The organism is Pseudomonas extremorientalis, assembly GCF_024584605.1.
Classification (GTDB): Bacteria; Pseudomonadota; Gammaproteobacteria; order Pseudomonadales; family Pseudomonadaceae; genus Aquipseudomonas; species Aquipseudomonas extremorientalis.
Window position 1 is genome coordinate 1,105,801 of record NZ_CP089519.1, and the last position, 22,776, is coordinate 1,128,576.

General features: G+C 61.5%; 19 protein-coding genes and 1 other RNA gene. 18 read left to right on the forward strand and 2 right to left on the reverse strand.

The window, feature by feature from the left end:
* Positions 1-120 precede the first annotated feature (120 nt).
* The 18 genes from rsmI to lpxC all read left to right on the forward strand — a co-directional run bounded on the left by rsmI (position 121) and on the right by lpxC (position 19,643).
* Entirely contained in the window at positions 121-1,026 is a 906-nt protein-coding gene (gene rsmI, locus LUU92_RS04870; protein ID WP_172963312.1) for a 16S rRNA (cytidine(1402)-2'-O)-methyltransferase, read from the forward strand.
* Between the two features lie 96 nt (positions 1,027-1,122).
* Positions 1,123-1,476: RNase P RNA component class A (rnpB, locus tag LUU92_RS04875), an RNA gene on the forward strand.
* A 354-nt stretch (positions 1,477-1,830) separates the two neighbouring features.
* The gene (mraZ, locus tag LUU92_RS04880) at positions 1,831-2,286 is read left to right on the forward strand and encodes a division/cell wall cluster transcriptional repressor MraZ (RefSeq protein WP_004371993.1); all 456 of its coding nucleotides are present in this window, start codon (positions 1,831-1,833) and stop codon (positions 2,284-2,286) included.
* Entirely contained in the window at positions 2,283-3,230 is a 948-nt protein-coding gene (gene rsmH / locus LUU92_RS04885) for a 16S rRNA (cytosine(1402)-N(4))-methyltransferase RsmH (protein ID WP_371322034.1), read from the forward strand. The genes mraZ and rsmH overlap by 4 nt, the downstream gene beginning before the upstream one ends.
* Entirely contained in the window at positions 3,227-3,520 is a 294-nt protein-coding gene (gene ftsL, locus LUU92_RS04890; RefSeq protein ID WP_010213047.1) for a cell division protein FtsL, read from the forward strand. The genes rsmH and ftsL overlap by 4 nt, the downstream gene beginning before the upstream one ends.
* Positions 3,520-5,262 (forward strand): peptidoglycan D,D-transpeptidase FtsI family protein, encoded by a 1,743-nt coding sequence (locus tag LUU92_RS04895; protein ID WP_165447909.1) that lies wholly within the window; start codon positions 3,520-3,522, stop codon positions 5,260-5,262. Before ftsL ends, LUU92_RS04895 begins: the two co-directional genes overlap by 1 nt.
* Positions 5,262-6,725 carry a UDP-N-acetylmuramoyl-L-alanyl-D-glutamate--2,6-diaminopimelate ligase gene (locus LUU92_RS04900; RefSeq protein WP_071491181.1) on the forward strand — a complete coding sequence of 488 codons (1,464 nt, stop codon included), beginning with the start codon at positions 5,262-5,264 and terminating at the stop codon, positions 6,723-6,725. Before LUU92_RS04895 ends, LUU92_RS04900 begins: the two co-directional genes overlap by 1 nt.
* On the forward strand, positions 6,718-8,088 hold the full coding sequence (locus tag LUU92_RS04905) for a UDP-N-acetylmuramoyl-tripeptide--D-alanyl-D-alanine ligase (protein WP_257103234.1): 1,371 nt from the start codon (positions 6,718-6,720) through the stop codon (positions 8,086-8,088). Before LUU92_RS04900 ends, LUU92_RS04905 begins: the two co-directional genes overlap by 8 nt.
* Positions 8,088-9,170 carry a phospho-N-acetylmuramoyl-pentapeptide-transferase gene (mraY, locus tag LUU92_RS04910; protein WP_071491183.1) on the forward strand — a complete coding sequence of 361 codons (1,083 nt, stop codon included), beginning with the start codon at positions 8,088-8,090 and terminating at the stop codon, positions 9,168-9,170. The genes LUU92_RS04905 and mraY overlap by 1 nt, the downstream gene beginning before the upstream one ends.
* A 6-nt stretch (positions 9,171-9,176) precedes the next feature.
* Positions 9,177-10,523: a UDP-N-acetylmuramoyl-L-alanine--D-glutamate ligase gene (gene murD / locus LUU92_RS04915; protein ID WP_257103235.1), complete on the forward strand. Its 1,347-nt coding sequence runs from the start codon at positions 9,177-9,179 to the stop codon at positions 10,521-10,523.
* The gene (ftsW, locus tag LUU92_RS04920; RefSeq protein ID WP_053254470.1) at positions 10,520-11,737 is read left to right on the forward strand and encodes a putative lipid II flippase FtsW; all 1,218 of its coding nucleotides are present in this window, start codon (positions 10,520-10,522) and stop codon (positions 11,735-11,737) included. Before murD ends, ftsW begins: the two co-directional genes overlap by 4 nt.
* Positions 11,727-12,797, forward strand: a complete 1,071-nt coding sequence (murG, locus tag LUU92_RS04925; RefSeq protein ID WP_257103236.1) for an undecaprenyldiphospho-muramoylpentapeptide beta-N-acetylglucosaminyltransferase — start codon at positions 11,727-11,729, stop codon at positions 12,795-12,797. The genes ftsW and murG overlap by 11 nt, the downstream gene beginning before the upstream one ends.
* Positions 12,790-14,235, forward strand: coding sequence for a UDP-N-acetylmuramate--L-alanine ligase (murC, locus tag LUU92_RS04930; RefSeq protein WP_071491186.1), 1,446 nt, complete (start codon positions 12,790-12,792; stop codon positions 14,233-14,235). Before murG ends, murC begins: the two co-directional genes overlap by 8 nt.
* Positions 14,232-15,188 carry a D-alanine--D-alanine ligase gene (locus LUU92_RS04935; protein WP_071491187.1) on the forward strand — a complete coding sequence of 319 codons (957 nt, stop codon included), beginning with the start codon at positions 14,232-14,234 and terminating at the stop codon, positions 15,186-15,188. Before murC ends, LUU92_RS04935 begins: the two co-directional genes overlap by 4 nt.
* Positions 15,189-15,192: 4 nt before the next feature.
* Positions 15,193-16,062: a cell division protein FtsQ/DivIB gene (locus LUU92_RS04940; protein ID WP_058422950.1), complete on the forward strand. Its 870-nt coding sequence runs from the start codon at positions 15,193-15,195 to the stop codon at positions 16,060-16,062.
* Between the two features lie 15 nt (positions 16,063-16,077).
* On the forward strand, positions 16,078-17,340 hold the full coding sequence (gene ftsA, locus LUU92_RS04945; RefSeq protein WP_010213031.1) for a cell division protein FtsA: 1,263 nt from the start codon (positions 16,078-16,080) through the stop codon (positions 17,338-17,340).
* A gap of 73 nt (positions 17,341-17,413) precedes the next feature.
* Positions 17,414-18,619, forward strand: coding sequence for a cell division protein FtsZ (gene ftsZ, locus LUU92_RS04950; RefSeq protein WP_017526184.1), 1,206 nt, complete (start codon positions 17,414-17,416; stop codon positions 18,617-18,619).
* A 112-nt stretch (positions 18,620-18,731) separates the two neighbouring features.
* Positions 18,732-19,643 carry a UDP-3-O-acyl-N-acetylglucosamine deacetylase gene (gene lpxC / locus LUU92_RS04955; protein ID WP_003171886.1) on the forward strand — a complete coding sequence of 304 codons (912 nt, stop codon included), beginning with the start codon at positions 18,732-18,734 and terminating at the stop codon, positions 19,641-19,643.
* Positions 19,644-19,777: 134 nt separating this feature from the next.
* On the opposite strand, the gene LUU92_RS04960 is transcribed toward lpxC, so the two are convergent.
* Complete coding sequence (locus LUU92_RS04960; RefSeq protein WP_071491189.1) at positions 19,778-21,271, reverse strand: GGDEF domain-containing protein; 1,494 nt, start codon at positions 21,269-21,271, stop codon at positions 19,778-19,780.
* Between the two features lie 86 nt (positions 21,272-21,357).
* A complete protein-coding gene (locus LUU92_RS04965; protein WP_257103237.1) occupies positions 21,358-22,680 on the reverse strand; it encodes an OprD family porin in 1,323 nt (440 codons plus the stop codon).
* Positions 22,681-22,776: the final 96 nt, after the last annotated feature.

The following is a 22,776-nucleotide window of genomic DNA, read 5'->3' on the forward strand; positions in this document are numbered from 1 at the left end:
AGGCGCGATGTTACTGGCGTGAAACCGTCGAATTAGGTCGTGCAAATGTTGCAACTGGCGTTAAACGGCTGAAAAGGCGTCGGCGGTGATGGCATATTTTCAAGGCGCCTACGCGCTACAATGTCGCTTTTGCCAATCATCGAGGTGTGCGTTTTGACTGCTCCAGGTCCTTTGAATTCCACTGCAGGCTCGCTTTTTGTCGTGGCGACGCCCATTGGCAACCTGGACGACATCAGTGCGCGGGCACTGAAAGTGTTGCGCGAGGTTAAATTGATCGCGGCGGAGGACACACGGCACTCCCAGCGTTTGATGCAGCATTTTGGTATCAGCACGCCATTAGCCGCGTGCCACGAACACAACGAGCGCGAAGAAGGCAGCCGTTTTATCGTGCGGCTGCTGGCCGGCGATGATGTGGCGCTGATCTCCGACGCGGGTACACCCCTGATCTCCGACCCTGGCTACCATCTGGTGCGCCAGGCGCGGGCCGCTGGTATCAATGTAGTGCCTGTTCCGGGAGCGTGCGCGCTGATTGCGGCATTGTCGGCGGCGGGTCTGCCGTCCGACCGTTTTATTTTCGAGGGTTTCCTGCCGGCCAAGGCCGTTGGGCGACGTGCGCGGCTGCAAGCGTTAAAGGAAGAGCCGCGCACCTTGATCTTCTATGAAGCCCCCCATCGCATCCTCGAATGCCTGCAGGACATGGAGCTGGTATTTGGCGGCGCGCGCCTGGCACTGCTGGCCCGTGAGCTGACCAAGACCTTCGAAACCCTCAAGGGTCTGCCGCTGGAAGAGTTGCGTGCGTTTGTCGAAGGCGACAGCAATCAGCAGCGCGGCGAGTGTGTGGTGCTTGTCGCAGGCTGGACCGCGCCTGAGGACGAAGATGCGGTGGGCAGCGAGGCCATGCGCATCCTGGACCTGCTGCTCAAGGAGATGCCCCTCAAGCGTGCGGCCGCCCTGGCGGCGGAAATCACAGGGGTGCGCAAGAACCTCTTGTATCAAGCGGCGCTGGATAAACAAAAAGGCGAATAGTTCCAGGGTTAAAGCGGTATTCCGTCTGAACGTGATGGCAATTCTGAACTTTTATTACTTGTCCTAAGTCCGTCGTGCCGTTAACCTGCGCGGCGGAGAGTCGATTGGACAGTCGCTGCCCTCTATGAAAATTAGGGGGGGGAGGAAAGTCCGGGCTCCATAGGGCGAAGTGCCAGGTAATGCCTGGGAGGCGTGAGCCTACGGAAAGTGCCACAGAAAATAACCGCCTAAGCACTTCGGTGCCGGTAAGGGTGAAAAGGTGCGGTAAGAGCGCACCGCACGACTGGCAACAGTTCGTGGCTAGGTAAACCCCACTTGGAGCAAGACCAAATAGGGTCCCAAGGCGTGGCCCGCGCTGGGACCGGGTAGGTTGCTAAAGATGTCCAGTGATGGCCATCGTAGACGAATGACTGTTCAAGACAGAACCCGGCTTATAGATCGACTCTCCACCTTTTTCCTTCTGTCCGAATCTCGAGCAGAAACCCGGTAGTAACGCAAGAATCCCTCCCTGCCAAATCATTGGCAGATGCGTCTTCGTAATACCAAAAAAATCTTACTCTTAATAAATTACTTTAACTTTAGCCTATAGCTCTTTGAGCTATTTGCGCTTGTTGGGCCAAAAACATCCCCGAACTCTGTTTTCTCCTCCCTTTACGCTCCTAAATCTCCGTTCTGTAAGGCTTTTCCTTGAATCCGCGCCTTGACGGTGTGGTGGGCGCATTCCTATAGTGTGCGCAAGTGGCGGAAAGTGGCACAAAGTGGGTTTTTTGAACGTAAAACGCTAAAATTTGGAGAAACGCATCTGTGTTTCGCGGAGCTAACGCTATCAGTCTCGATGCAAAAGGCCGTCTCGCCATGCCGAGCCGGTATCGTGACGAGCTCATTTCGCGAAGTTCCGGGCAGTTGATCATCACTATCGATGCCGTTGACCCTTGTTTGTGTGTTTACCCGCTCGATGAGTGGGAGTTGATTGAAACCAAATTGCGCGCCCTGCCTTCATTGCGTGAAGAGAACCGTCGCCTGCAGCGTTTGCTGATTGGTAACGCAGTCGACCTCGAGCTCGATGGCAGCGGTCGTTTCCTGGTGCCGCCGCGCTTGCGTGAGTACGCCAGGCTCGACAAGCGCGCAATGCTGGTCGGCCAACTGAACAAGTTCCAATTGTGGGACGAAGATGCCTGGGATGCTGTTTCTGCAGCTGACCTGGCTGCTATTCAACAACCGGGCGCCATGCCTGATGAACTGCGTGATTTGATCCTGTGACTATTGATAGCGGCTTTAACCACATCACCGTACTGCTTGACGAAGCCGTTGAGGCTCTCGCCGTACGCGCGGATGGCTGCTATCTGGACGGCACGTTCGGCAGGGGCGGGCATAGCCGGTTGATACTCAGCCAGCTCGGGCCCGACGGCAAACTCCTCGGGTTCGACAAGGACCCCCAAGCGATTGCCACCGGGCAAGCGCTAGCGGCCGAAGACGGCCGCTTTGTCGTTGTGCAGCGCAGCTTTGCCGAGCTGGGTGCCGAAGTGGCCGAGCGCGGCATGGCGGGCAAGGTAGCCGGGGTTTTGCTCGACCTGGGCGTGTCCTCGCCGCAGCTCGACGACCCGGAGCGCGGCTTCAGCTTCATGAACGACGGTCCGCTCGACATGCGCATGGACCCGACCCGTGGCGTCAGCGCTGCGCAGTTCATCGCCACCGCGCCAGTGGAAGAAATCGCCCGTGTGTTCAAGGAATACGGTGAGGAGCGCTTCGCTGGCCGCATGGCCCGCGCCGTGGTCGAGCGTCGTGAAATCCAGCCGTTCGAGCGCACTGCCGACCTGGCCGAAGTACTGAAAGCCGCCAACCCTGCGTGGGAAAAGGGCAAGAACCCGGCGACCCGTGCGTTCCAGGGCCTGCGTATTCACGTCAACAACGAGTTGGGAGACCTGGAGGCCGGCCTCGAGGCTGCTCTCGAGGCGCTGGAAGTGGGCGGTCGCCTGGTGGTGATCAGCTTCCACTCTCTGGAAGACCGCATCGTCAAGTTGTTCATGCGTCGCCTGGTCAAGGGTGAGTCCGACAACCTGCCGCGCAACCTGCCGGTACGTTTCGAAGCCTTTGTGCCGAAAATCAAAATCCATGGCAAGGCGCAGTTCGCGTCCGAAGCCGAGCTCAGGGCCAACCCACGTTCCCGTAGCGCTGTCATGCGTGTCGCGGAGAAGTTGCGGTGAGCAAGCTTTTCGCCAAGCCCCTCCCGGGCGGCAGCTTCTTTATGTTGCTGCTGTTTGTCGGCGTGCTGATTTCCGCGATTGCGGTGTCCTACAGCGCCCACTACAACCGCCAGTTGCTCAATACCCTGTACGGGGAATTGAGTGTGCGCGACAAAGCCCAGGCGGAATGGGGCCGGTTGATCCTGGAGCAAAGCACCTGGACAGCCCACAGCCGTATTGAAGTGCTGGCGACTGAACAACTGAAAATGCACATCCCGGGCGCGGCCGAAGTCCGCATGGTGGCGCCATGATGAAACTCGAAGGCGCACTCTATCCATGGCGCTTCCGCCTGATGCTCGGCTTGCTGGCATTGATGGTGGGTGCGATCGCCTGGCGGATCATCGACCTGCAAGTGGTCGACCGTGACTTCCTGATCGGCCAGGGCGATGCCCGTAGCCTGCGTCACATCCCGATTCCTGCACACCGCGGCCTGATCACCGACCGTAACGGCGAACCGCTGGCCGTCAGTACGCCGGTCACCACCCTGTGGGCCAACGCCAAGGAGTTGCAGGTCGCCAAGGATCGCTGGCCGGCGCTTGCCGCCGCGCTGGGGCAAGACCCGAAAGCCTTGGCTGAACGCCTGGAAGCCCAGGCCAATAAAGAATTCATCTACCTGGTTCGCGGCCTTACCCCCGAACAAGGCCAGCAGGTGCTCGACCTTAAAGTCCCCGGTGTCTACGGCATCGAGGAGTTCCGTCGTTTCTACCCGGCCGGTGAAACCACCGCGCATATGGTCGGCTTTACCGACATCGACGACCACGGCCGTGAGGGTGTGGAACTCGCCTACGATGAATGGCTCGCCGGGGTTCCCGGTAAACGACAAGTCATCAAGGATCGGCGCGGCAGACTGATCAAGGATGTCCAAGTCACCAAAAACGCCAAGGCCGGTAAGCCCTTGGCGTTGTCGATTGACCTGCGCCTGCAATACCTGGCCAACCGCGAGTTGCGTAACGCGATCATCGAGAACGGCGCCAAGGCCGGCAGCCTGGTGATCATGGACGTCAAGACCGGCGAGATCCTCGCCATGGTCAACCAGCCGACCTACAACCCCAACAACCGTCGCAACCTGCAACCGGCGATGATGCGCAACCGCGCCATGATCGACGTGTTCGAGCCGGGTTCGACCATGAAGGCCATCTCCATGAGTGCCGCCCTCGAAACCGGACGCTGGAAACCCAGCGACAAGGTCGAGGTGTATCCGGGTACGTTGCAGCTGGGCAAGTACACCATTCGTGACGTATCCCGTACCGAAGGCCCGGTGCTGGATCTGACAGGTATCCTGATCAACTCCAGTAACGTAGGCATGAGCAAGGTCGCCTTCGATATCGGCGGCGAGACCATTTATCACCTGGCGCAGAAGATCGGTCTGGGCCAGCCCACCGGCCTGGATTTCCCCGGTGAGCGCGTCGGCAACCTGCCGAACTACCGCGACTGGAAAAAGGCCGAGACCGCCACGCTTTCCTACGGCTACGGCTTGTCGGTGACGGCGATCCAACTGGCCCATGCTTTCTCTGTATTGGCAAATAATGGGCGCATGGTTCCGCTGAGCCTGATCCATGTCGACGAAGCGCCGAAAGCCACCCAGGTGATTCCGGAAAACGTCGCCAAGACCATGCAAGGCATGCTGCAACAAGTGATCGAAGCGCCACGCGGCGTATTCCGTGCCCAGGTGCCGGCGTATCACGTAGCCGGCAAGTCGGGTACTGCGCGTAAAACGTCGGTGGGTACCAAGGGCTACGCGGAAAATTCGTACCGTTCGTTGTTCGCCGGTTTCGGCCCGATGAGCGATCCACGCTACGCCATCGTGGTGGTGATCGATGAGCCGAGCAAAGCCGGTTACTTCGGTGGCCTGGTCTCGGCGCCGGTGTTCAGCAAAGTGATGTCCGGCACCCTGCGCCTGATGAACATCACACCGGACAACCTGCCGCCGACCCAACAAGCGAACGCCGGTCCACCGGCCGCTGCTGTAAAAGCCAATGGAGGGCGCGGCTGATGTCTCTTAGCCTGAACAAGATTTTTGCCCACGCCGGCCGCGATCTGCTGATCCGTGAATTGAGCCTGGACAGTCGCAATGTGCGCGCCGGTGACCTGTTCCTGGCGGTGCCGGGGGGCAAGTTCGATGGCCGTGCACATATTGCGGACGCCCTGCAACGTGGCGCGGCTGCCGTGGCCTACGAAGTGGAAGGCGCCACCGTGTTGCCGATCACCGATGTCCCGCTGATTCCGGTCAAGGGGCTGGCCAAACAGCTCTCGGACATCGCCGGGCGTTTCTATGGCGAGCCAAGTCGACATCTCAACCTGGTTGGCGTTACCGGCACCAACGGCAAGACCAGCGTGACCCAATTGATTGCCCAGGCCCTTGACCTGCTGGGGCAACACTGCGGCATCGTCGGCACCCTGGGCACTGGTTTCTACGGCGCGCTGCAAAGCGGCCTGCACACCACGCCGAACCCGATTGCCGTGCAAGCGACCCTGGCCGACCTGAAAAAGGCCGGCGCCAAGGCGGTTGCCATGGAAGTGTCGTCCCACGGTTTGCACCAGGGCCGGGTTGCTGCCCTGGCGTTTGATGTGGCGGTGATGACCAACCTGTCCCGCGATCACCTCGACTACCACGGCACCATGGAAGCCTACGCGGCCGAGAAGGCCAAGCTGTTCGCCTGGAACGACTTGAAGTGCCGCGTGGTGAACCTGGACGACGAGTTCGGTCGCCAACTGGCCGCCGAAGAGCGTGAGTCGCGCCTGATCAGCTACAGCCTGGAAGATTCCAGCGCGTACCTGTACTGCCGCGACGCGCAATTCAATGACGAAGGCGTGCGCGCGACGCTGGTGACGCCCCAGGGCGAACATCATTTGCGCAGCACCTTGCTCGGTCGTTTCAACCTGAGCAACACCCTGGCGGCCGTCGGCGCATTGCTCGGCCTGGATTACGCCCTCGACGAAATCCTGCGTGTGCTGCCGAAGCTGGAAGGCCCGGTCGGTCGCATGCAGCGCCTGGGTGGCGGCAAACAGCCGTTGGTGGTGGTCGATTACGCCCACACGCCGGATGCCCTGGAAAAAGTCCTGGTGGCCCTGCGTCCCCACGCCAAGGGCAAGTTGTTGTGCCTGTTTGGTTGCGGCGGTGATCGTGATCGCGGCAAGCGCCCGTTGATGGCTGAGATTGTCGAGCGCTTGGCCGATGGCGTGCTCGTCACCGACGACAACCCACGCAGTGAAGACCCGAGCCAGATTTTCGACGACATCCGCGTCGGCTTCAAAGACGTGTCCAAGGCGACGTTCGTCGCCGGTCGCGGCGCAGCCATTGCCCAATTGATCGCCGGCGCCAGTGCTGACGACGTGGTGGTGCTGGCCGGTAAAGGTCACGAGGACTATCAGGAAATCAACGGCGAGCGCCATGCCTTCTCCGATCTGGTTGAGGCCGATCACGCCTTGACCGCCTGGGAGGTTGCCCATGCTTAAACCGATGACATTCAGCGAACTGGTCCAGGCCTTGTCGGCCCGTATGCTGTCGAGCGATTGCCGCTTCGACGGCGTGAGTATCGACAGCCGCAACATCAAGCCGGGGCAACTGTTTGTCGCCCTGGCGGGCCCGCGTTTCGATGGTCACGACTACCTGAATGAAGTTGCCGCCAAAGGCGCCGTGGGTGCCTTGGTGCAGCGCGAAGTCGCGGATTCCACACTGCCGCAACTGCTGGTCGCCGACACCCGTCTGGCCCTTGGCCAATTGGGTGCGTTGAACCGTGCCGGGTTCACCAACCCCGTTGCGGCCATCACGGGATCCAGCGGCAAGACCACGGTCAAGGAGTTGCTTGCCGGGGTATTGCGCACGCGCGGCCCGGTGCTTGCCACCCGTGGCAACCTGAACAATGATTTCGGCGCACCGTTGACCCTGCTCGAACTGGCCCCTGAACATACGGCGGCGGTGATCGAGCTGGGCGCATCGCGCATCGGCGAAATCGCCTACACCGTGGCGCTGACCAAGCCCCACGTGGCGATCATCAACAATGCCGGAACCGCCCACGTCGGCGAGTTCGGCGGCCCGGAAAAGATCGTCGAAGCCAAGGGTGAAATCCTCGAAGGCCTCGATGCATCCGGCACCGCTGTCTTGAATCTCGATGACAAGGCCTTCGAGACCTGGCGTGTACGCGCCGCCGGTCGCAAGGTCCTGACGTTTGCCGTGCTCAATGCTGCGGCTGATTTCCACGCATCCAACATCACCGTTGATGCCCGTGGCTGCCCGTCTTTTACCTTGCACACCCCGCAAGGCAATGAGCACGTGCAGTTGAACCTGCTGGGCAACCATAACGTCGCCAATGCCCTGGCCGCGGCCGCTGCCGCCTACGCCCTGGGCGTGTCGCTGTTCGGTATCGCCACCGGGCTTGGCGCGGTGCAGCCGGTCAAGGGCCGTACCGTGGCGCAGCTGGCAACCAATGGCATGCGCGTGATCGATGACACTTACAACGCCAACCAGTCCTCGGTCTGCGCCGCCATCGACCTGCTCAAAGGCTTCGACGGCCGCAAGGTACTGGTGCTGGGCGACATCGCCGAGCTGGGCGACTGGGCCGAACAGTCCCACCGTGAAGTCGGTGCCTACGCGGCCGGCAAAGTCGACGCGCTGTACGCCGTCGGCCCGAACATGGCTCACGCTGTCAACGCGTTCGGCCCCGGCGCGCTGCATTTCGCGACCCAGGCCGAGCTGATCCAGGCGCTGGCGGCGGCTGAACACGACAAACACACAACCATTTTGATCAAGGGATCGCGCAGCGCGGTGATGGAAAACGTCGTCGCGGCCTTGTGTGGCTCAAGTACGGAGAAACATTAATGCTGCTGCTGCTGGCTGAGTATCTGCAACAGTTCCACAAAGGCTTCGCGGTCTTCCAGTACCTGACCCTGCGCGGGATCCTGGGTGTGCTGACCGCGTTGTGTTTGTCGCTGTTCCTGGGGCCGTGGATGATCCGCACCCTGCAGAACCTGCAAATTGGTCAATCGGTTCGTAATGACGGCCCGCAGTCGCACCTGTCCAAGTCCGGCACCCCGACCATGGGCGGTGCGCTGATCCTGTCGTCCATCGGCATCAGCACCTTGCTGTGGGCTGACCTGCACAACCGCTATGTGTGGGTGGTGCTCTTGGTGACCCTGTTGTTCGGCGCCATCGGTTGGGTGGACGACTACCGCAAGGTGATCGAGAAAAACTCCAAGGGGCTGCCAAGCCGCTGGAAGTATTTCTGGCAGTCGGTGTTTGGCCTCGCTGCGGCGATCTTCCTTTACACCACTGCGCCAAGCGCGGTGGAGACGACCCTGATCATCCCGATGCTCAAGGACGCCAGCATTCCGTTGGGCATCGGCTTCGTGGTGCTGACCTACTTCGTGATTGTCGGCTCCAGCAACGCAGTGAACCTCACCGACGGCCTCGACGGCCTGGCGATCATGCCGACGGTGATGGTGGGCGGCGCGCTCGGCATCTTCTGCTACCTGTCGGGTAACGTGAAATTCGCTGAATACCTGCTGATTCCTTATGTACCGGGCGCGGGTGAACTGATTGTGTTCTGCGGCGCGCTGATCGGTGCCGGCCTGGGCTTCCTGTGGTTCAACACCTACCCGGCGCAAGTGTTCATGGGCGACGTCGGCGCCCTGGCGCTGGGCGCGGCCCTCGGCACCATCGCGGTGATCGTGCGCCAGGAAATCGTGCTGTTCATCATGGGCGGTGTGTTCGTGATGGAAACCCTGTCGGTGGTCATCCAGGTGGCGTCCTTCAAATTGACCGGGCGTCGTGTGTTCCGCATGGCGCCGATTCACCACCACTTTGAACTCAAGGGCTGGCCCGAGCCACGCGTGATCGTCCGCTTCTGGATCATCACGGTGATCCTGGTGCTGATCGGCCTTGCCACCCTGAAACTGAGGTAGAAACGAGTGTCCCTGATCGCTTCAGACCACTTCCGCATCGTTTTCGGCCTCGGCAAGAGCGGCATGTCCCTGGTTCGCTTCCTGGCGAACCGGGGCACGTCGTTTGCCGTGGCCGATACGCGGGAAAATCCACCGGAGCTGGTCACGCTGCGCCGTGACTACCCGCACGTGGAAGTGCGTTGTGGCGAGCTGGATGTCGAGTTTCTGTGCCGTGCCGATGAGCTCTACGTGAGCCCCGGCCTGGCCCTGGCGACCCCGGCCCTGCAAGCCGCCGCTGCCCGTGGCGTGAAGCTGTCCGGCGATATCGACCTGTTCGCCCGTAATGCGAAGGCGCCGATCGTGGCCATCAGCGGCTCCAACGCGAAAAGCACTGTGACCACCCTGGTCGGCGAGATGGCGGCTGCGGCCGGCAAGCGCGTGGCCGTGGGCGGCAACCTCGGTACACCCGCGCTGGACCTGCTCAGTGACGACATCGAGTTGTACGTGATGGAGCTGTCGAGCTTCCAGCTGGAAACTACCCACGACCTCGGCGCCGAAGTGGCGACCGTGTTGAACGTGAGCGAGGACCACATGGACCGCTACAGCGGCCTGCCGGCGTACCACCTGGCCAAGCACCGGATCTTCCGGGGTGCGCGGCAAGTCGTGGTCAACCGCCAGGATGCCCTGAGCCGTCCGCTGATGGGCGAGGGCCTGCCCTGCTGGACCTTCGGCCTCGGCAAACCCGATTTCAAAGCCTTCGGCATCCGCGAAGAGAACGGCGAGAAATACCTGGCCTTCGAATTCCAGAACCTGATGCCGGTGCGCGAGCTGAAAATCCGTGGCGCCCATAACCAGTCCAATGCCCTGGCGGCGTTGGCGCTGGGGCATGCCGTCGGCCTGCCGTTTGACGCCATGCTCTCGGCGCTGCGCAGCTTTGGCGGCCTTGAGCATCGCTGCCAGTGGGTGCGCGACCTTGATGGCGTCAGCTATTACAACGATTCCAAGGCCACCAACGTGGGTGCAGCCCTGGCAGCCATCGAAGGCCTTGGGGCCGATATCGACGGCAAGCTGGTGTTGATCGCCGGTGGCGACGGCAAGGGTGCCGACTTCAAGGACCTTAAAGGCCCGGTGGCTGAGCATTGCCGCGCCGTGGTGCTGATGGGCCGCGATTCCGATCTGATCGCCGCCGCCCTCGGTGACGCGGTGCCGCAAGTGCGCGCCACGTCCCTGGACGACGCCATCGCCCGTTGCAAGGCCCTGGCCCAGTCCGGCGATGCGGTGCTGCTGTCGCCAGCCTGCGCCAGTTTCGACATGTTCAAGAACTACGAAGAGCGCGGCCAGCTGTTCGCCCGCGCCGTGGAGGCCTTGGCATGAATTTCCGGAATATCATCAAGCCGTACCCATCGCCGATCATTACCGGGCGCGGTATCGACCTCGATTTCCCGATGCTCGCCGGTTGCCTCGCCTTGTTGGGCCTGGGCCTGGTGATGATCACCTCGGCGTCGTCCGAAGTGGCTGCCGTGCAGTCGGGCAACACCCTGTACATGATGATCCGTCACCTGGTGTACCTGGTGATCGGCCTCGGCGCCTGCATCGTCACCATGATGATCCCCATCGCCACCTGGCAACGCCTGGGCTGGTTGATGCTGATCGGGGCGTTCGGCTTGCTGGTCATGGTGATCCTGCCCGGCATCGGCCGCGAGGTGAATGGTTCGATGCGCTGGATCGGTTTCGGCGCGTTCAACGTGCAGCCGTCGGAAATCGCCAAGGTGTTCGTGGTGATCTACCTGGCCGGCTACCTGGTACGTCGCCAGAAAGAAGTGCGCGAAAGCTGGATGGGGTTCTTCAAGCCGTTCATCGTGCTGCTGCCCATGGCTGGCCTGCTGCTGATGGAGCCCGACTTCGGCGCCACCGTCGTGATGATGGGCGCTGCTGCGGCGATGCTGTTCCTCGGCGGCGTGGGGCTGTTCCGCTTCACCCTGATGGTGGTGTTGGCCGTGGCTGCCGTGACGGTCCTGGTGCAGGCACAACCCTACCGGATGGCGCGTCTGATCACCTTTACCGACCCCTGGTCCGACCAGTTCGGCTCCGGCTACCAGTTGACCCAGGCGCTGATCGCCTTCGGTCGCGGCGAGTGGCTGGGCGTGGGCCTGGGCAACAGTGTGCAGAAGCAGTTCTACCTGCCGGAAGCGCACACCGACTTCGTGTTCTCGGTACTGGCCGAAGAGCTCGGTGTGGTGGGTTCGCTATGCACCGTCGCGCTGTTCGTGTTCGTGTGTGTACGCGGCATGTACATCGGCCTGTGGGCCGAGAAGGCCAAACAGTATTTCGCCGCCTATGTGGCGTACGGCTTGTCGTTCCTGTGGATCGGCCAGTTCCTGATCAATATCGGTGTGAACGTCGGCCTGTTGCCGACCAAGGGCCTGACCTTGCCGTTCCTCAGTTATGGCGGCAGTTCGTTGGTGATCTGCTGCGCGTGCCTGGGCTTGTTGCTGCGCATCGAGTGGGAGAGTCGAACCCACCTGGGCAGCGAAGAGATGGAGTTCAGCGAAAGCGATTTCGCCGAGGAGCCGACCCATGGGCGCTAACGTGCTGATCATGGCGGGCGGCACCGGGGGCCACGTGTTCCCGGCCCTGGCCTGCGCACGGGAATTCCAGAACCGTGGCTACACCGTGCACTGGTTGGGCACGTCGCGCGGTATCGAAAACGAATTGGTGCCGAATGCCGGCTTGCCGCTGCACCTGATCAACGTCACCGGCCTGCGCGGCAAGGGCAAGTTGTCCCTGCTCAAGGCGCCGTTCGTGTTGCTCAAGGCGGTGTGGCAGGCGCGCAAGATCATTCGTGAACTGAAGCCGGTGTGTGTGCTCGGTTTTGGTGGCTATGTGACCGGCCCTGGTGGCGTCGCGGCCAGGCTCGCCGGTGTGCCGGTGATTGTGCACGAACAGAACGCCGTCGCCGGCACCGCCAACCGCCTGCTGGTGCCCTTGGCGGCGCGGGTGTGCGAGGCCTTTCCGAAGACCTTTGGTGCATCGGACAAGCTGCGCACCACTGGCAACCCGGTGCGCACCGAACTGTTCATGGGCATCGCCCGTGAAGCCTTGGCCGGGCGCAAGGCGCACCTGCTGGTCATGGGCGGCAGCCTGGGCTCCGAGCCTTTGAACAAATTGCTGCCGCAAGCCCTGGCGCAACTTCCTGTGGAGTTGCGCCCTGAGATCTTCCACCAGGCGGGCAAAGATCATGGTGAAGTCACCGCCACGCGCTATCGCGAGGCCGGTGTGGAGGCGAATGTACAGCCCTTCATCAAAGACATGGCCCATGCCTATGGCTGGGCCGACCTGGTGGTCTGCCGCTCCGGTGCGCTGACCGTCAGTGAACTGGCCGCCGCCGGTCTGCCGTCGTTGCTGGTGCCTTTGCCCCACGCGATCGACGATCACCAGACCCGCAACGCTGAATATTTGGCCGGGGAGGGCGCTGCCTTCCTGCTGCCGCAAAGAACGACTGGCGCCGCCGACTTGGCCGCACGCCTGACCGAGGTATTGATGCAACCGGAACGACTCAACAGCATGGCGAGCACCGCAAGCCGCCTGGCCAAACCTGACGCAACCCGCACCGTGGTCGATATCTGCCTGGAGGTGGCCCATGGTTGAGAATCAGAAAGCCATGCCGCAACCGGAAATGCGCCGCATCCGTCGCATCCACTTCGTCGGTATCGGCGGCGTGGGCATGTGCGGCATTGCCGAAGTACTGCTGAACCTGGGCTACCAGGTGTCCGGCTCCGACTTGAAAGAGTCGCCGGTCACCGACCGCCTGAAGTCGTTCGGCGCGCAGATCTTTATCGGCCACCGTGCCGAGAACGCCGCCGAGGCCGATGTGCTGGTGGTGTCCAGCGCCGTGAACACCTCCAACCCGGAAGTGGCCACCGCCCTTGAGCGCCGCATTCCCGTGGTGCCTCGCGCCGAGATGCTGGCCGAGCTGATGCGCTATCGCCACGGCATCGCCGTAGCCGGCACCCATGGCAAAACCACTACTACCAGCCTGATTGCCTCGGTGTTCGCCGCCGGAGGCCTGGACCCGACGTTTGTCATTGGTGGCCGCCTGAATGCCGCTGGCACCAATGCCCAGCTCGGCACCAGTCGTTACCTGATCGCCGAAGCCGATGAAAGCGATGCGAGCTTCCTGCATTTGCAACCGCTGGTGGCTGTGGTCACCAACATCGACGCCGACCATATGGCGACCTACGACGGTGACTTCAACAAACTTAAGAAAACCTTCGTCGAGTTCCTGCACAACCTGCCGTTCTACGGTCTGGCGGTGGTGTGCCTGGACGATCCGGTGGTGCGCGAAATCCTGCCGCTGGTCAAGCGTCCGACCGTGACCTACGGCTTCAGCGAAGACGCCGACGTGCGCGCCATCAATGTGCGCCAGGAAGGCATGCAAACCTTCTTCACCGTGCTGCGTCCGGACCGTGAGCCCTTGGATGTCTCGGTGAACATGCCGGGCAACCACAACGTACTCAATTCCCTGGCGACCATCTGCATCGCCACCGACGAGGGCGTCAGCGATGAAGCCATCGTCGAAGGCCTGTCGCGCTTTGCCGGCGTGGGCCGTCGCTTCCAGGTCTACGGCCAGTTGCCGGTAGAGGGCGGTGACGTGATGCTGGTGGACGACTACGGTCACCACCCGACCGAAGTCGCCGCAGTGATCAAGGCCGTGCGTGGTGGCTGGCCGGAGCGTCGCCTGGTGATGGTGTACCAGCCGCACCGCTACAGCCGTACCCGCGACCTGTACGACGATTTCGTCAATGTACTGGCCGATGCCAACGTGCTGCTGTTGATGGAAGTCTACCCGGCCGGCGAAGAGCCGATCCCGGGCGCCGACAGCCGCAAGCTGTGCAACAGCATCCGTCAGCGCGGCCAGTTGGACCCGATCTACATCGAACGTGGCGTAGACCTGGCGCCAATCGTCAAGCCGCTGCTGCGTGCCGGCGACATCCTGCTGTGCCAGGGCGCCGGTGACATTGGTGGCCTTGCGCCGAAATTGCTGGCGAGCCCGCTGTTTGCGGCAAAAAAGGGAGCGGCGAAATGATCACTGACTACGCCTCCCTGTTTTCCACGATCACGCCTGCCGACTTCGGTCGCGTAGCCGTATTGTTCGGCGGCAAGAGCGCCGAGCGCGAAGTGTCGCTCAAGTCCGGCAACGCCGTGCTCGAAGCCTTGCAAAGTGCCGGCGTGAACGCCTTCGGTATCGACGTGGGCGATGACTTCCTCGCCCGCCTGCAGGCCGAGAAGATCGACCGCGCCTTCATCATCCTGCATGGCCGTGGCGGTGAAGACGGCAGCATGCAAGGCCTGCTGGAGTGTGCCGGCATCCCTTACACGGGCAGCGGCATCCTCGCGTCCGCGCTGGCGATGGACAAGTTGCGCACCAAGCAGGTGTGGCACAGCCTGGGCATTCCGACCCCGCGTCACAGTGTGCTGTGCAGCGAAGACGATTGTATTTCTGCAGCCAAGGAACTGGGCCTGCCTTTGATCGTCAAACCTGCCCATGAAGGCTCCAGTATCGGCATGGCCAAAGTGAACTCGGCCGCCGAATTGATCGACGCATGGAAAGCGGCAAGTACCTACGATTCGCAAGTGTTGGTGGAACAGTGGATCCAGGGTCCCGAGTACACCATCGCCACCCTGCGTGGCCAGGTATTGCCGCCCATCGCATTGGGCACGCCCCACACCTTTTACGACTACGACGCCAAGTACCTGGCTTCCGATACCCAGTACCGGATCCCGTGCGGCCTTGACGCAGCCAAGGAACAGGAATTGATGGACCTCACGGCGAAAGCCTGTGAGGCGCTGGGTATCGCCGGTTGGGCGCGGGCAGACGTGATGCAGGATGACCAAGGGAATTTCTGGTTCCTGGAAGTCAACACCGCACCGGGCATGACCGACCACAGCCTGGTACCTATGGCCGCTCGCGCTGCGGGCCTGGATTTCCAGCAACTGGTGCTGGCGATCCTGGCCGCAAGCATTGAGCCACGAGGCTAAGGACATGAAAGGCGCATCGCTTCGTCATCAGCCCCCTCAAGCACCGAGCCGCAAGCCGGTGCCACGGGGTGCCAGCCGAATGGTGGCTAAAGAGCCGATGTCGGCGCGCCTGCCGAAAGCCAACTTTGGTTTCCTCAAGGCGTTGTACTGGCCGGTATTGCTGGTGGTGCTGGGCTTCGGAACCTACGAAGGCGCGCAGCGTCTGTTGCCGTATGCCGACCGGCCGATCACCAAGATCAGCGTGCAGGGCGACTTGAGCTACATCAGCCAGCAAGCGGTACAGCAGCGCATCGGCCCGTACCTGGCGGCGAGCTTCTTTACCATCGACCTGGCCGGCATGCGCTCGGAGCTGGAACAGATGCCGTGGATCGCCCACGCCGAAGTCCGCCGCGTATGGCCGGACCAGGTGACGATCCGCCTGGAAGAACAACTGCCCGTGGCCCGTTGGGGTGACGAAGCGCTGTTGAACAACCAGGGCCAGGCGTTCACCCCGCGTGAGCTGGCCAACTACGAGCACCTGCCGCAGCTGTTCGGGCCGCAGCGGGCTCAGCAGCAAGTGATGCAGCAGTACCAGGCCTTGAGCCAGATGCTGCGGCCACTGGGCTTCTCCATTGCACGCCTGGAACTGCGTGAACGGGGCAGCTGGTTTTTGACGACCGGGGCAGGCAGTTCCGGCCCGGGCATCCAGTTGTTGCTGGGACGCGACCGCTTGGTGGAAAAGATGCGCCGCTTCATTGCCATCTACGACAAGACCTTGAAAGAACAGATTACGAACATTGCGAGCGTCGACCTGCGTTACGCCAACGGCCTTGCCGTCGGCTGGCGTGAACCGGCAGCGCCCACGGCAGCGCAACCCGCTGTCGCGAAGAATTAAGAAGAGGCAGGACCCATGGCAAACGTGCAAAGCGGCAAAATGATCGTCGGTCTCGATATCGGCACCTCCAAGGTGGTGGCGCTGGTGGGCGAGGTCGGGGAAGACGGTGTCATCGAAATCGTCGGTATTGGCACGCATCCGTCCCGGGGCCTGAAGAAGGGCGTGGTGGTGAACATCGAGTCCACCGTGCAATCGATCCAGCGCGCCATCGAAGAAGCGCAGCTGATGGCCGGTTGCCGGATCCACTCGGCGTTCGTCGGCGTGGCGGGCAACCATATCCGCAGCCTGAACTCCCACGGCATCGTGGCGATCCGTGACCGCGAAGTCAGCTCGGCCGACCTCGAGCGCGTGCTCGACGCTGCCCAGGCCGTGGCAATCCCGGCTGACCAGCGGGTGTTGCACACCCTGCCGCAGGACTACGTGATCGACAACCAGGAAGGCGTACGTGAGCCCCTGGGCATGTCGGGCGTACGCCTGGAAGCCAAGGTCCACGTGGTGACCTGTGCCGTCAACGCCGCACAGAATATTGAAAAATGCGTGCGTCGCTGCGGCCTGGAAATCGACGACATCATTCTCGAGCAGTTGGCTTCGGCCTACTCGGTTCTGACCGACGACGAAAAAGAACTGGGTGTGTGCCTGGTCGACATCGGCGGCGGCACCACCGACATCGCGATCTTCACCGAGGGTGCGATCCGTCACACCGCCGTGATCCCGATTGCCGGTGACCAGGTGACCAACGACATCGCCATGGCGCTGCGTACACCGACCCAGTACGCCGAAGAAATCAAGATCCGCTACGCCTGCGCCCTGGCCAAGCTGGCCGGTGCCGGCGAGACCATCAAGGTGCCGAGCGTGGGTGATCGTCCACCGCGCGAACTGTCGCGCCAGGCCCTGGCCGAAGTGGTCGAGCCACGCTACGACGAGCTGTTCACCCTGATCCAGGCTGAACTGCGCCGCAGCGGCTACGAAGATTTGATCCCGGCCGGCATCGTGCTGACCGGTGGTACCTCGAAGATGGAAGGCGCGGTCGAGCTGGCCGAGGAAATCTTCCACATGCCGGTCCGCCTGGGCGTGCCCCATGGCGTGAAGGGTCTGGGCGACGTGGTACGCAACCCGATTTATTCCACCGGCGTGGGCTTGCTGTTGTACGGGCTGCAAAAGCAGACCGACGGCATTTCCCTGTCGGGCCCGAGCAACCGTGACAGTTACCGCAGCGACGACGAGGCCAAGGCGCCGTTGTTCGAGCGGTTGCAGGCATGGGTCAAGGGCAACTTCTAACGATTTACCGCGACACCGCAACACCGTTGTAAGCAGTAGGCGAAAAAACTAGAGAAATGAAAGGAGAGGGAACATGTTCGAACTCGTAGACAACATCCCCGCAAGCCCGGTCATCAAAGTGATCGGTGTCGGCGGTGGCGGCGGCAACGCTGTCAACCATATGGTCAAGAGCAACATTGAAGGCGTTGAATTCATTTGCGCCAACACTGATGCCCAGGCGCTGAAAAGCATCGGCGCGCGGACCATCCTGCAATTGGGTACTGCGGTGACCAAGGGCCTCGGCGCTGGCGCCAACCCGGAAGTCGGCCGTCAAGCCGCGCTGGAAGACCGCGAGCGTATCGCTGAAGTGCTGCAAGGCACCAACATGGTGTTCATCACCACCGGCATGGGCGGCGGTACCGGTACCGGTGCTGCGCCGATCATTGCCGAAGTGGCCAAGGAAATGGGCATTCTGACGGTCGCTGTGGTGACCCGTCCGTTCCCGTTCGAAGGTCGCAAGCGCATGCAGATCGCCGACGAAGGCATCCGTCTGCTGTCTGAAAGCGTCGACTCGTTGATCACCATCCCCAACGAGAAGCTGCTGACCATCCTGGGCAAGGACGCGAGCCTGCTGTCCGCATTCGCCAAGGCTGACGATGTACTGGCCGGTGCCGTTCGCGGTATCTCCGACATCATCAAGCGCCCAGGCATGATCAACGTCGACTTTGCCGACGTCCGTACCGTGATGAGCGAAATGGGCATGGCGATGATGGGCACTGGCTGCGCCAGCGGTCCGAACCGTGCACGTGAAGCCACTGAAGCGGCCATCCGCAACCCGCTGCTGGAAGACGTGAACCTGCAAGGTGCACGCGGCATCCTGGTGAACATCACCGCCGGTCCTGACCTGTCCCTGGGTGAGTACTCCGACGTGGGTAGCATCATCGAAGCCTTCGCTTCCGAGCACGCCATGGTCAAGGTCGGTACCGTTATCGATCCGGACATGCGCGACGAGCTGCACGTGACCGTGGTTGCGACCGGCCTGGGCGCGAAAATCGAGAAGCCTGTGAAGGTCATCGACAACACCCTGCACAACAGCCAGGCCAGCCACGCCAGCCAGGCGGCTGCTGCTCCAGCGCCTTCGCGCCAGGAACTGCCGTCGGTGAACTACCGTGACCTGGACCGTCCGACCGTGATGCGCAACCAGGCTCAGGCCGGTGCTGCGGCGTCCCGTAGCCCGAATCCGCAAGATGATCTGGACTACCTGGACATCCCGGCATTCCTGCGTCGTCAGGCCGATTGATGGAATGTATCAGGGCTATGAAGGTGATTGGTGTTCAGCAAAGGTCTGGTCTGCTATTATCGCCAGCCTTTGTTGATACCAGTTCGCAATTTGCGCTGAAGCGGTCCAAGCCATGATTAAACAACGCACCCTGAAGAATATTATTCGTGCCACAGGTGTAGGTCTGCACTCCGGGGAAAAGGTATACCTGACCCTCAAGCCTGCACCTGTCGACACCGGCATCGTGTTTGTGCGTGCCGACCTGGACCCTGTGGTGCAGATTCCTGCTCGCGCGGAAAACGTTGGCGAAACCACGATGTCGACCACATTGGTCAACGGTGACGTCAAGGTGGACACGGTGGAGCACTTGCTCTCGGCCATGGCCGGTTTGGGCATCGATAACGCCTACGTCGAGCTCTCCGCGTCCGAAGTCCCGATCATGGATGGCAGCGCTGGACCCTTCGTATTCTTGATTCAATCTGCCGGCCTGGAAGAACAGGACGCAGCCAAGAAGTTCATTCGTATTCTGCGGGAAGTGACAGTAGAAGACGGCGACAAGCGCGCCACCTTCGTCCCGTTCGAAGGCTTTAAAGTGAGCTTTGAGATCGATTTCGATCACCCGGTATTTCGTGACCGCACCCAAAGTGCAAGCGTGGATTTTTCCAGCACTTCGTTCGTAAAAGAAGTCAGCCGCGCCCGTACCTTTGGTTTCATGAGTGACATCGAGTACCTGCGCAAGCACAACCTCGCACTCGGCGGCAGCGTTGAAAACGCCATTGTGGTCGACGCGGATGGTGTACTGAACGAAGACGGCCTTCGCTACGAAGACGAATTCGTGAAGCACAAGATCCTCGATGCAATCGGTGACCTCTACCTGCTGGGCAATAGCCTGATAGGCGAGTTCAAAGGCTTCAAGTCGGGCCACGCCCTTAACAACCAGCTGCTGCGCAAATTGATTGAGCAGACAGACGCTTGGGAAGTTGTGACCTTCGAAGATGCCAGCACCGCACCGATCTCTTACATGCGTCCCGTTGCGGCGGTGTAAGTAACAACTCTCTTTCTTTAGTTTTGAAAGGCTGCCTTCGGGTGGCCTTTTTTTATACCCACTTTTTCTGACTCTGCCACTGTTCAAGTGTGGGAGGGGGCAAGCCACCTCCCACATTAGATCCGCTTCACTATTCAGAGGGTTGCTGAATCGGCAATGCGGTTTCTTCCGCTGTGCTTGGCCTCATACAGCGCCTGGTCCGCACTCAACAGCAATGCCTCCAGCGACTGGCGACTGCGCTTGTCCCACGTACTCATGCCAATACTCACCGTAATCGGCTGTTCGTCCCCGGCCACCCGCGGCAAGTGCTCGACGCCGCTGCGGATATGCTCGGCGATCACCCAGGCACCCTTGGCATCGGTCAACGGCAACACCACCGCAAACTCTTCACCGCCATAGCGTGCCGCCAAGTCGGCCGGGCGGCGGATGTTGGTACCGATCACTTGGGCCACGTTACGTAGTGCCTCATCGCCGCCATGATGACCATGACGATCGTTGAACGCCTTGAAGTGGTCCACATCGATCATCAGCACCGTGAGCGGCTCGGTCGAGCGTTGGGCGCGGTCCCACTCCAGGCGCAGGCGTTCGTCCAGCACGCGGCGGTTGGCCAGGCCCGTCAACGCATCGGTGGCTGCCAGTTCTGACAGTACCCGTTCAGCGCGCCGCCGCCGTCGCAGTTCCCGGCGTAGCATCCAGGTCAGCCACAACAAACCGGCACAGAGCACTCCGGTTGCACTACTGGTCAGCAGTGCCACGCGACTCCAGGGCGCGAATACGTCCTCGCTGGACAGCGCCACGACCACGATCAGCGGCAGTTCACCGACATTGGTAAAGGTATACAGGCGCTCTTTGCCACTGATGGCAGAGATCGCCTGAAAGCTGCCGCTTCCGTCACGCAGTATTCGCTTGAAGTTGGGCCGGTCACTGAGGTCCTTGTCGATCATGTCGCGTTCGAGCAGCGGCTGCTGGGCCAGGAGAATGCCATTCCTGCTCAGCAGGTTGACGCTGCTGCCGTTGCCGATGGTCAGGGTGTTGAAGAGCTGATCGAAATACGCCAGGCGCATGGTCGCAACCGCCACCCCGGCAAACTCTCCCTTGGGGCCCGACACACGTCGACTGAATGCCATGCGCCAGACCTGGTCGCAGTCGCAACGGACCTTGAACGGCCGACTGATAAACAAGCCGGCGTTGGCGTCCTTGGCATGCACCTGGAAATAATCGCGGCTGGCAAAATTACGCGGCGTGGGCCGCAGCGTGGAGGAGTCGGCGATAACCGTACCGGTGGTGTCCAGCAGCAGGACCTCGCCTTTGAAAGGCGCCGCCGTGGACAAATCAAACTGCACCAGGTGCTGGATATTGGCGGCAACCTGGGACAGGTCTTCGCGTTGCGTGGCCGCAATCAGACCGTTGAGCGCCATGTCATACAGTTCGACGTTACGCAGCACGTCGGCATTGATCAATTGGGCGATGTTGGTGGTAGACCGCTTGGCCGCTTCGAGCGTGCTGGCGTGTTCGCGCATCAACAGCACCGCGACAATGATCACAATCAGGGCGACGCTGAGCCCGCTGCCCAGGATCAGTAACAACTCAGGGTGTGCGGGTGAGGTACGAACAGGGCGTGGACTCATCGGGCAGACTTCAGCGGTGAGGATGCTGGCAGTTTAGTTCTACCCGATGAAAATTAAATACTTGGTTAAAAAGAAAAAATCACCCCTCAGAACACGTTGATCGGATAGTCGACGATCACGCGGTACTCGTCCACATCCCGATCCACCGCCGCGTAGCCATTGCCACCGCGGTTGGTCGCCCATTGCAGGCGCACCGCCAAGTCCTTGGCCTTGCCGCCCTGCACCACGTATTTCACGTCGATGTCGCGTTCCCAGTGCTTGGCATCTTTGCCATCGGCGCTGTACCAGGCGCTGTAGCCACGGCTTTGCGGATCAACCTTGGTCAGGTCGGTCTTGCCGCTGATGTAGGACACCGCCGAGGTCAGGCCCGGCATGCCGAGGCCGACGAAGTCATAGGCGTACTTGAGCTTCCATGAGCGTTCGTTGGGGCCGTTGAAGTCGGAGTACTGCTGGGAGTTGTCCAGGTAGATGCTGTCGCCCTGGGCGATGTAGTCGAATGGCGTGTTGCCGTTGACCCGCTGGTAGGTGGCGGTGACGCTGTGGTTGCCCACGCCCACGGTGAAATGCAGGCTGTAGGTGTTGTTGTCGATGGCGCCGAGCAGCGACTGGCCGGTGTCCTGGGTGTGGTAGTAGTGCAGGCCCGGGTTGAGGCTGACCAGATCATTCAGCGCGTAGGTGTAGTCCAGGTCGTAGTAGTACTGGTTCCAGACGTCCTTGAGTTCGGCGGCGTAGAGGTTGCTGGTCAGCCCGGCGATGCCGCTGAACGATACGCCGGCCCAGTTCAGGTGCTGGCTGTCCGCCGTGTTGGGCAGCGCGCCGTAGCTGGTGCCGATGCGGCGATGGCCGCTCTGGTTGTAGAGCTTGGTGAAACTGGCCTGGCCGCCTTCGAACATCCAGCCGTCGAGACTGTGGTTGGTCAGGCTCACGCCACGGAAGGTCTGCGGCAGCATGCGTGTCGCGCCGCCGGCGATCACCGGGTTATTGAGGAACAGGTCGCCGGCCTTCAGCTCGGTATCGAATGCGCGCATTTTCAAGGTGCCACCCGCGGTGGAGAACGAGCCGGGTGCCTTGCCGTTGCCACTGCCATACGGAAGGATGCTGGAACCATCGGTGCCGCCACCGCCGTCGAGCTTGAGGCCGAGCATGGCATGGGCGTCCAGGCCGAAGCCGACGGTGCCCTGGGTGTAGCCGGATTCGAAGATACCGATGAAACCCTGGCCCCACTCCTTGCTGTCATCGGTGTGAATGTCGCGCCGGTCGCGGTTCATGTAGTAGTTGCGGGTGTTGATAGTGAGGTGGGCGCCTTCGACGAAACCGTCGGCGGGGGTAGTGTCTGCCGCGTGGGCAAGGGGGGGAATCGTTGCGGCTATTGCGAGGAATAACGGGGTGAACGTCAGCGAGTTCTTCACCGGTGGAGCTCCTTTGGTCAATCGGAAACGGCCAGTGTCGTTGGGGGTGCCTGGCCTTTTTTGACGGCAAAAAAAAGCCGCTGAACGTCAGCGGCT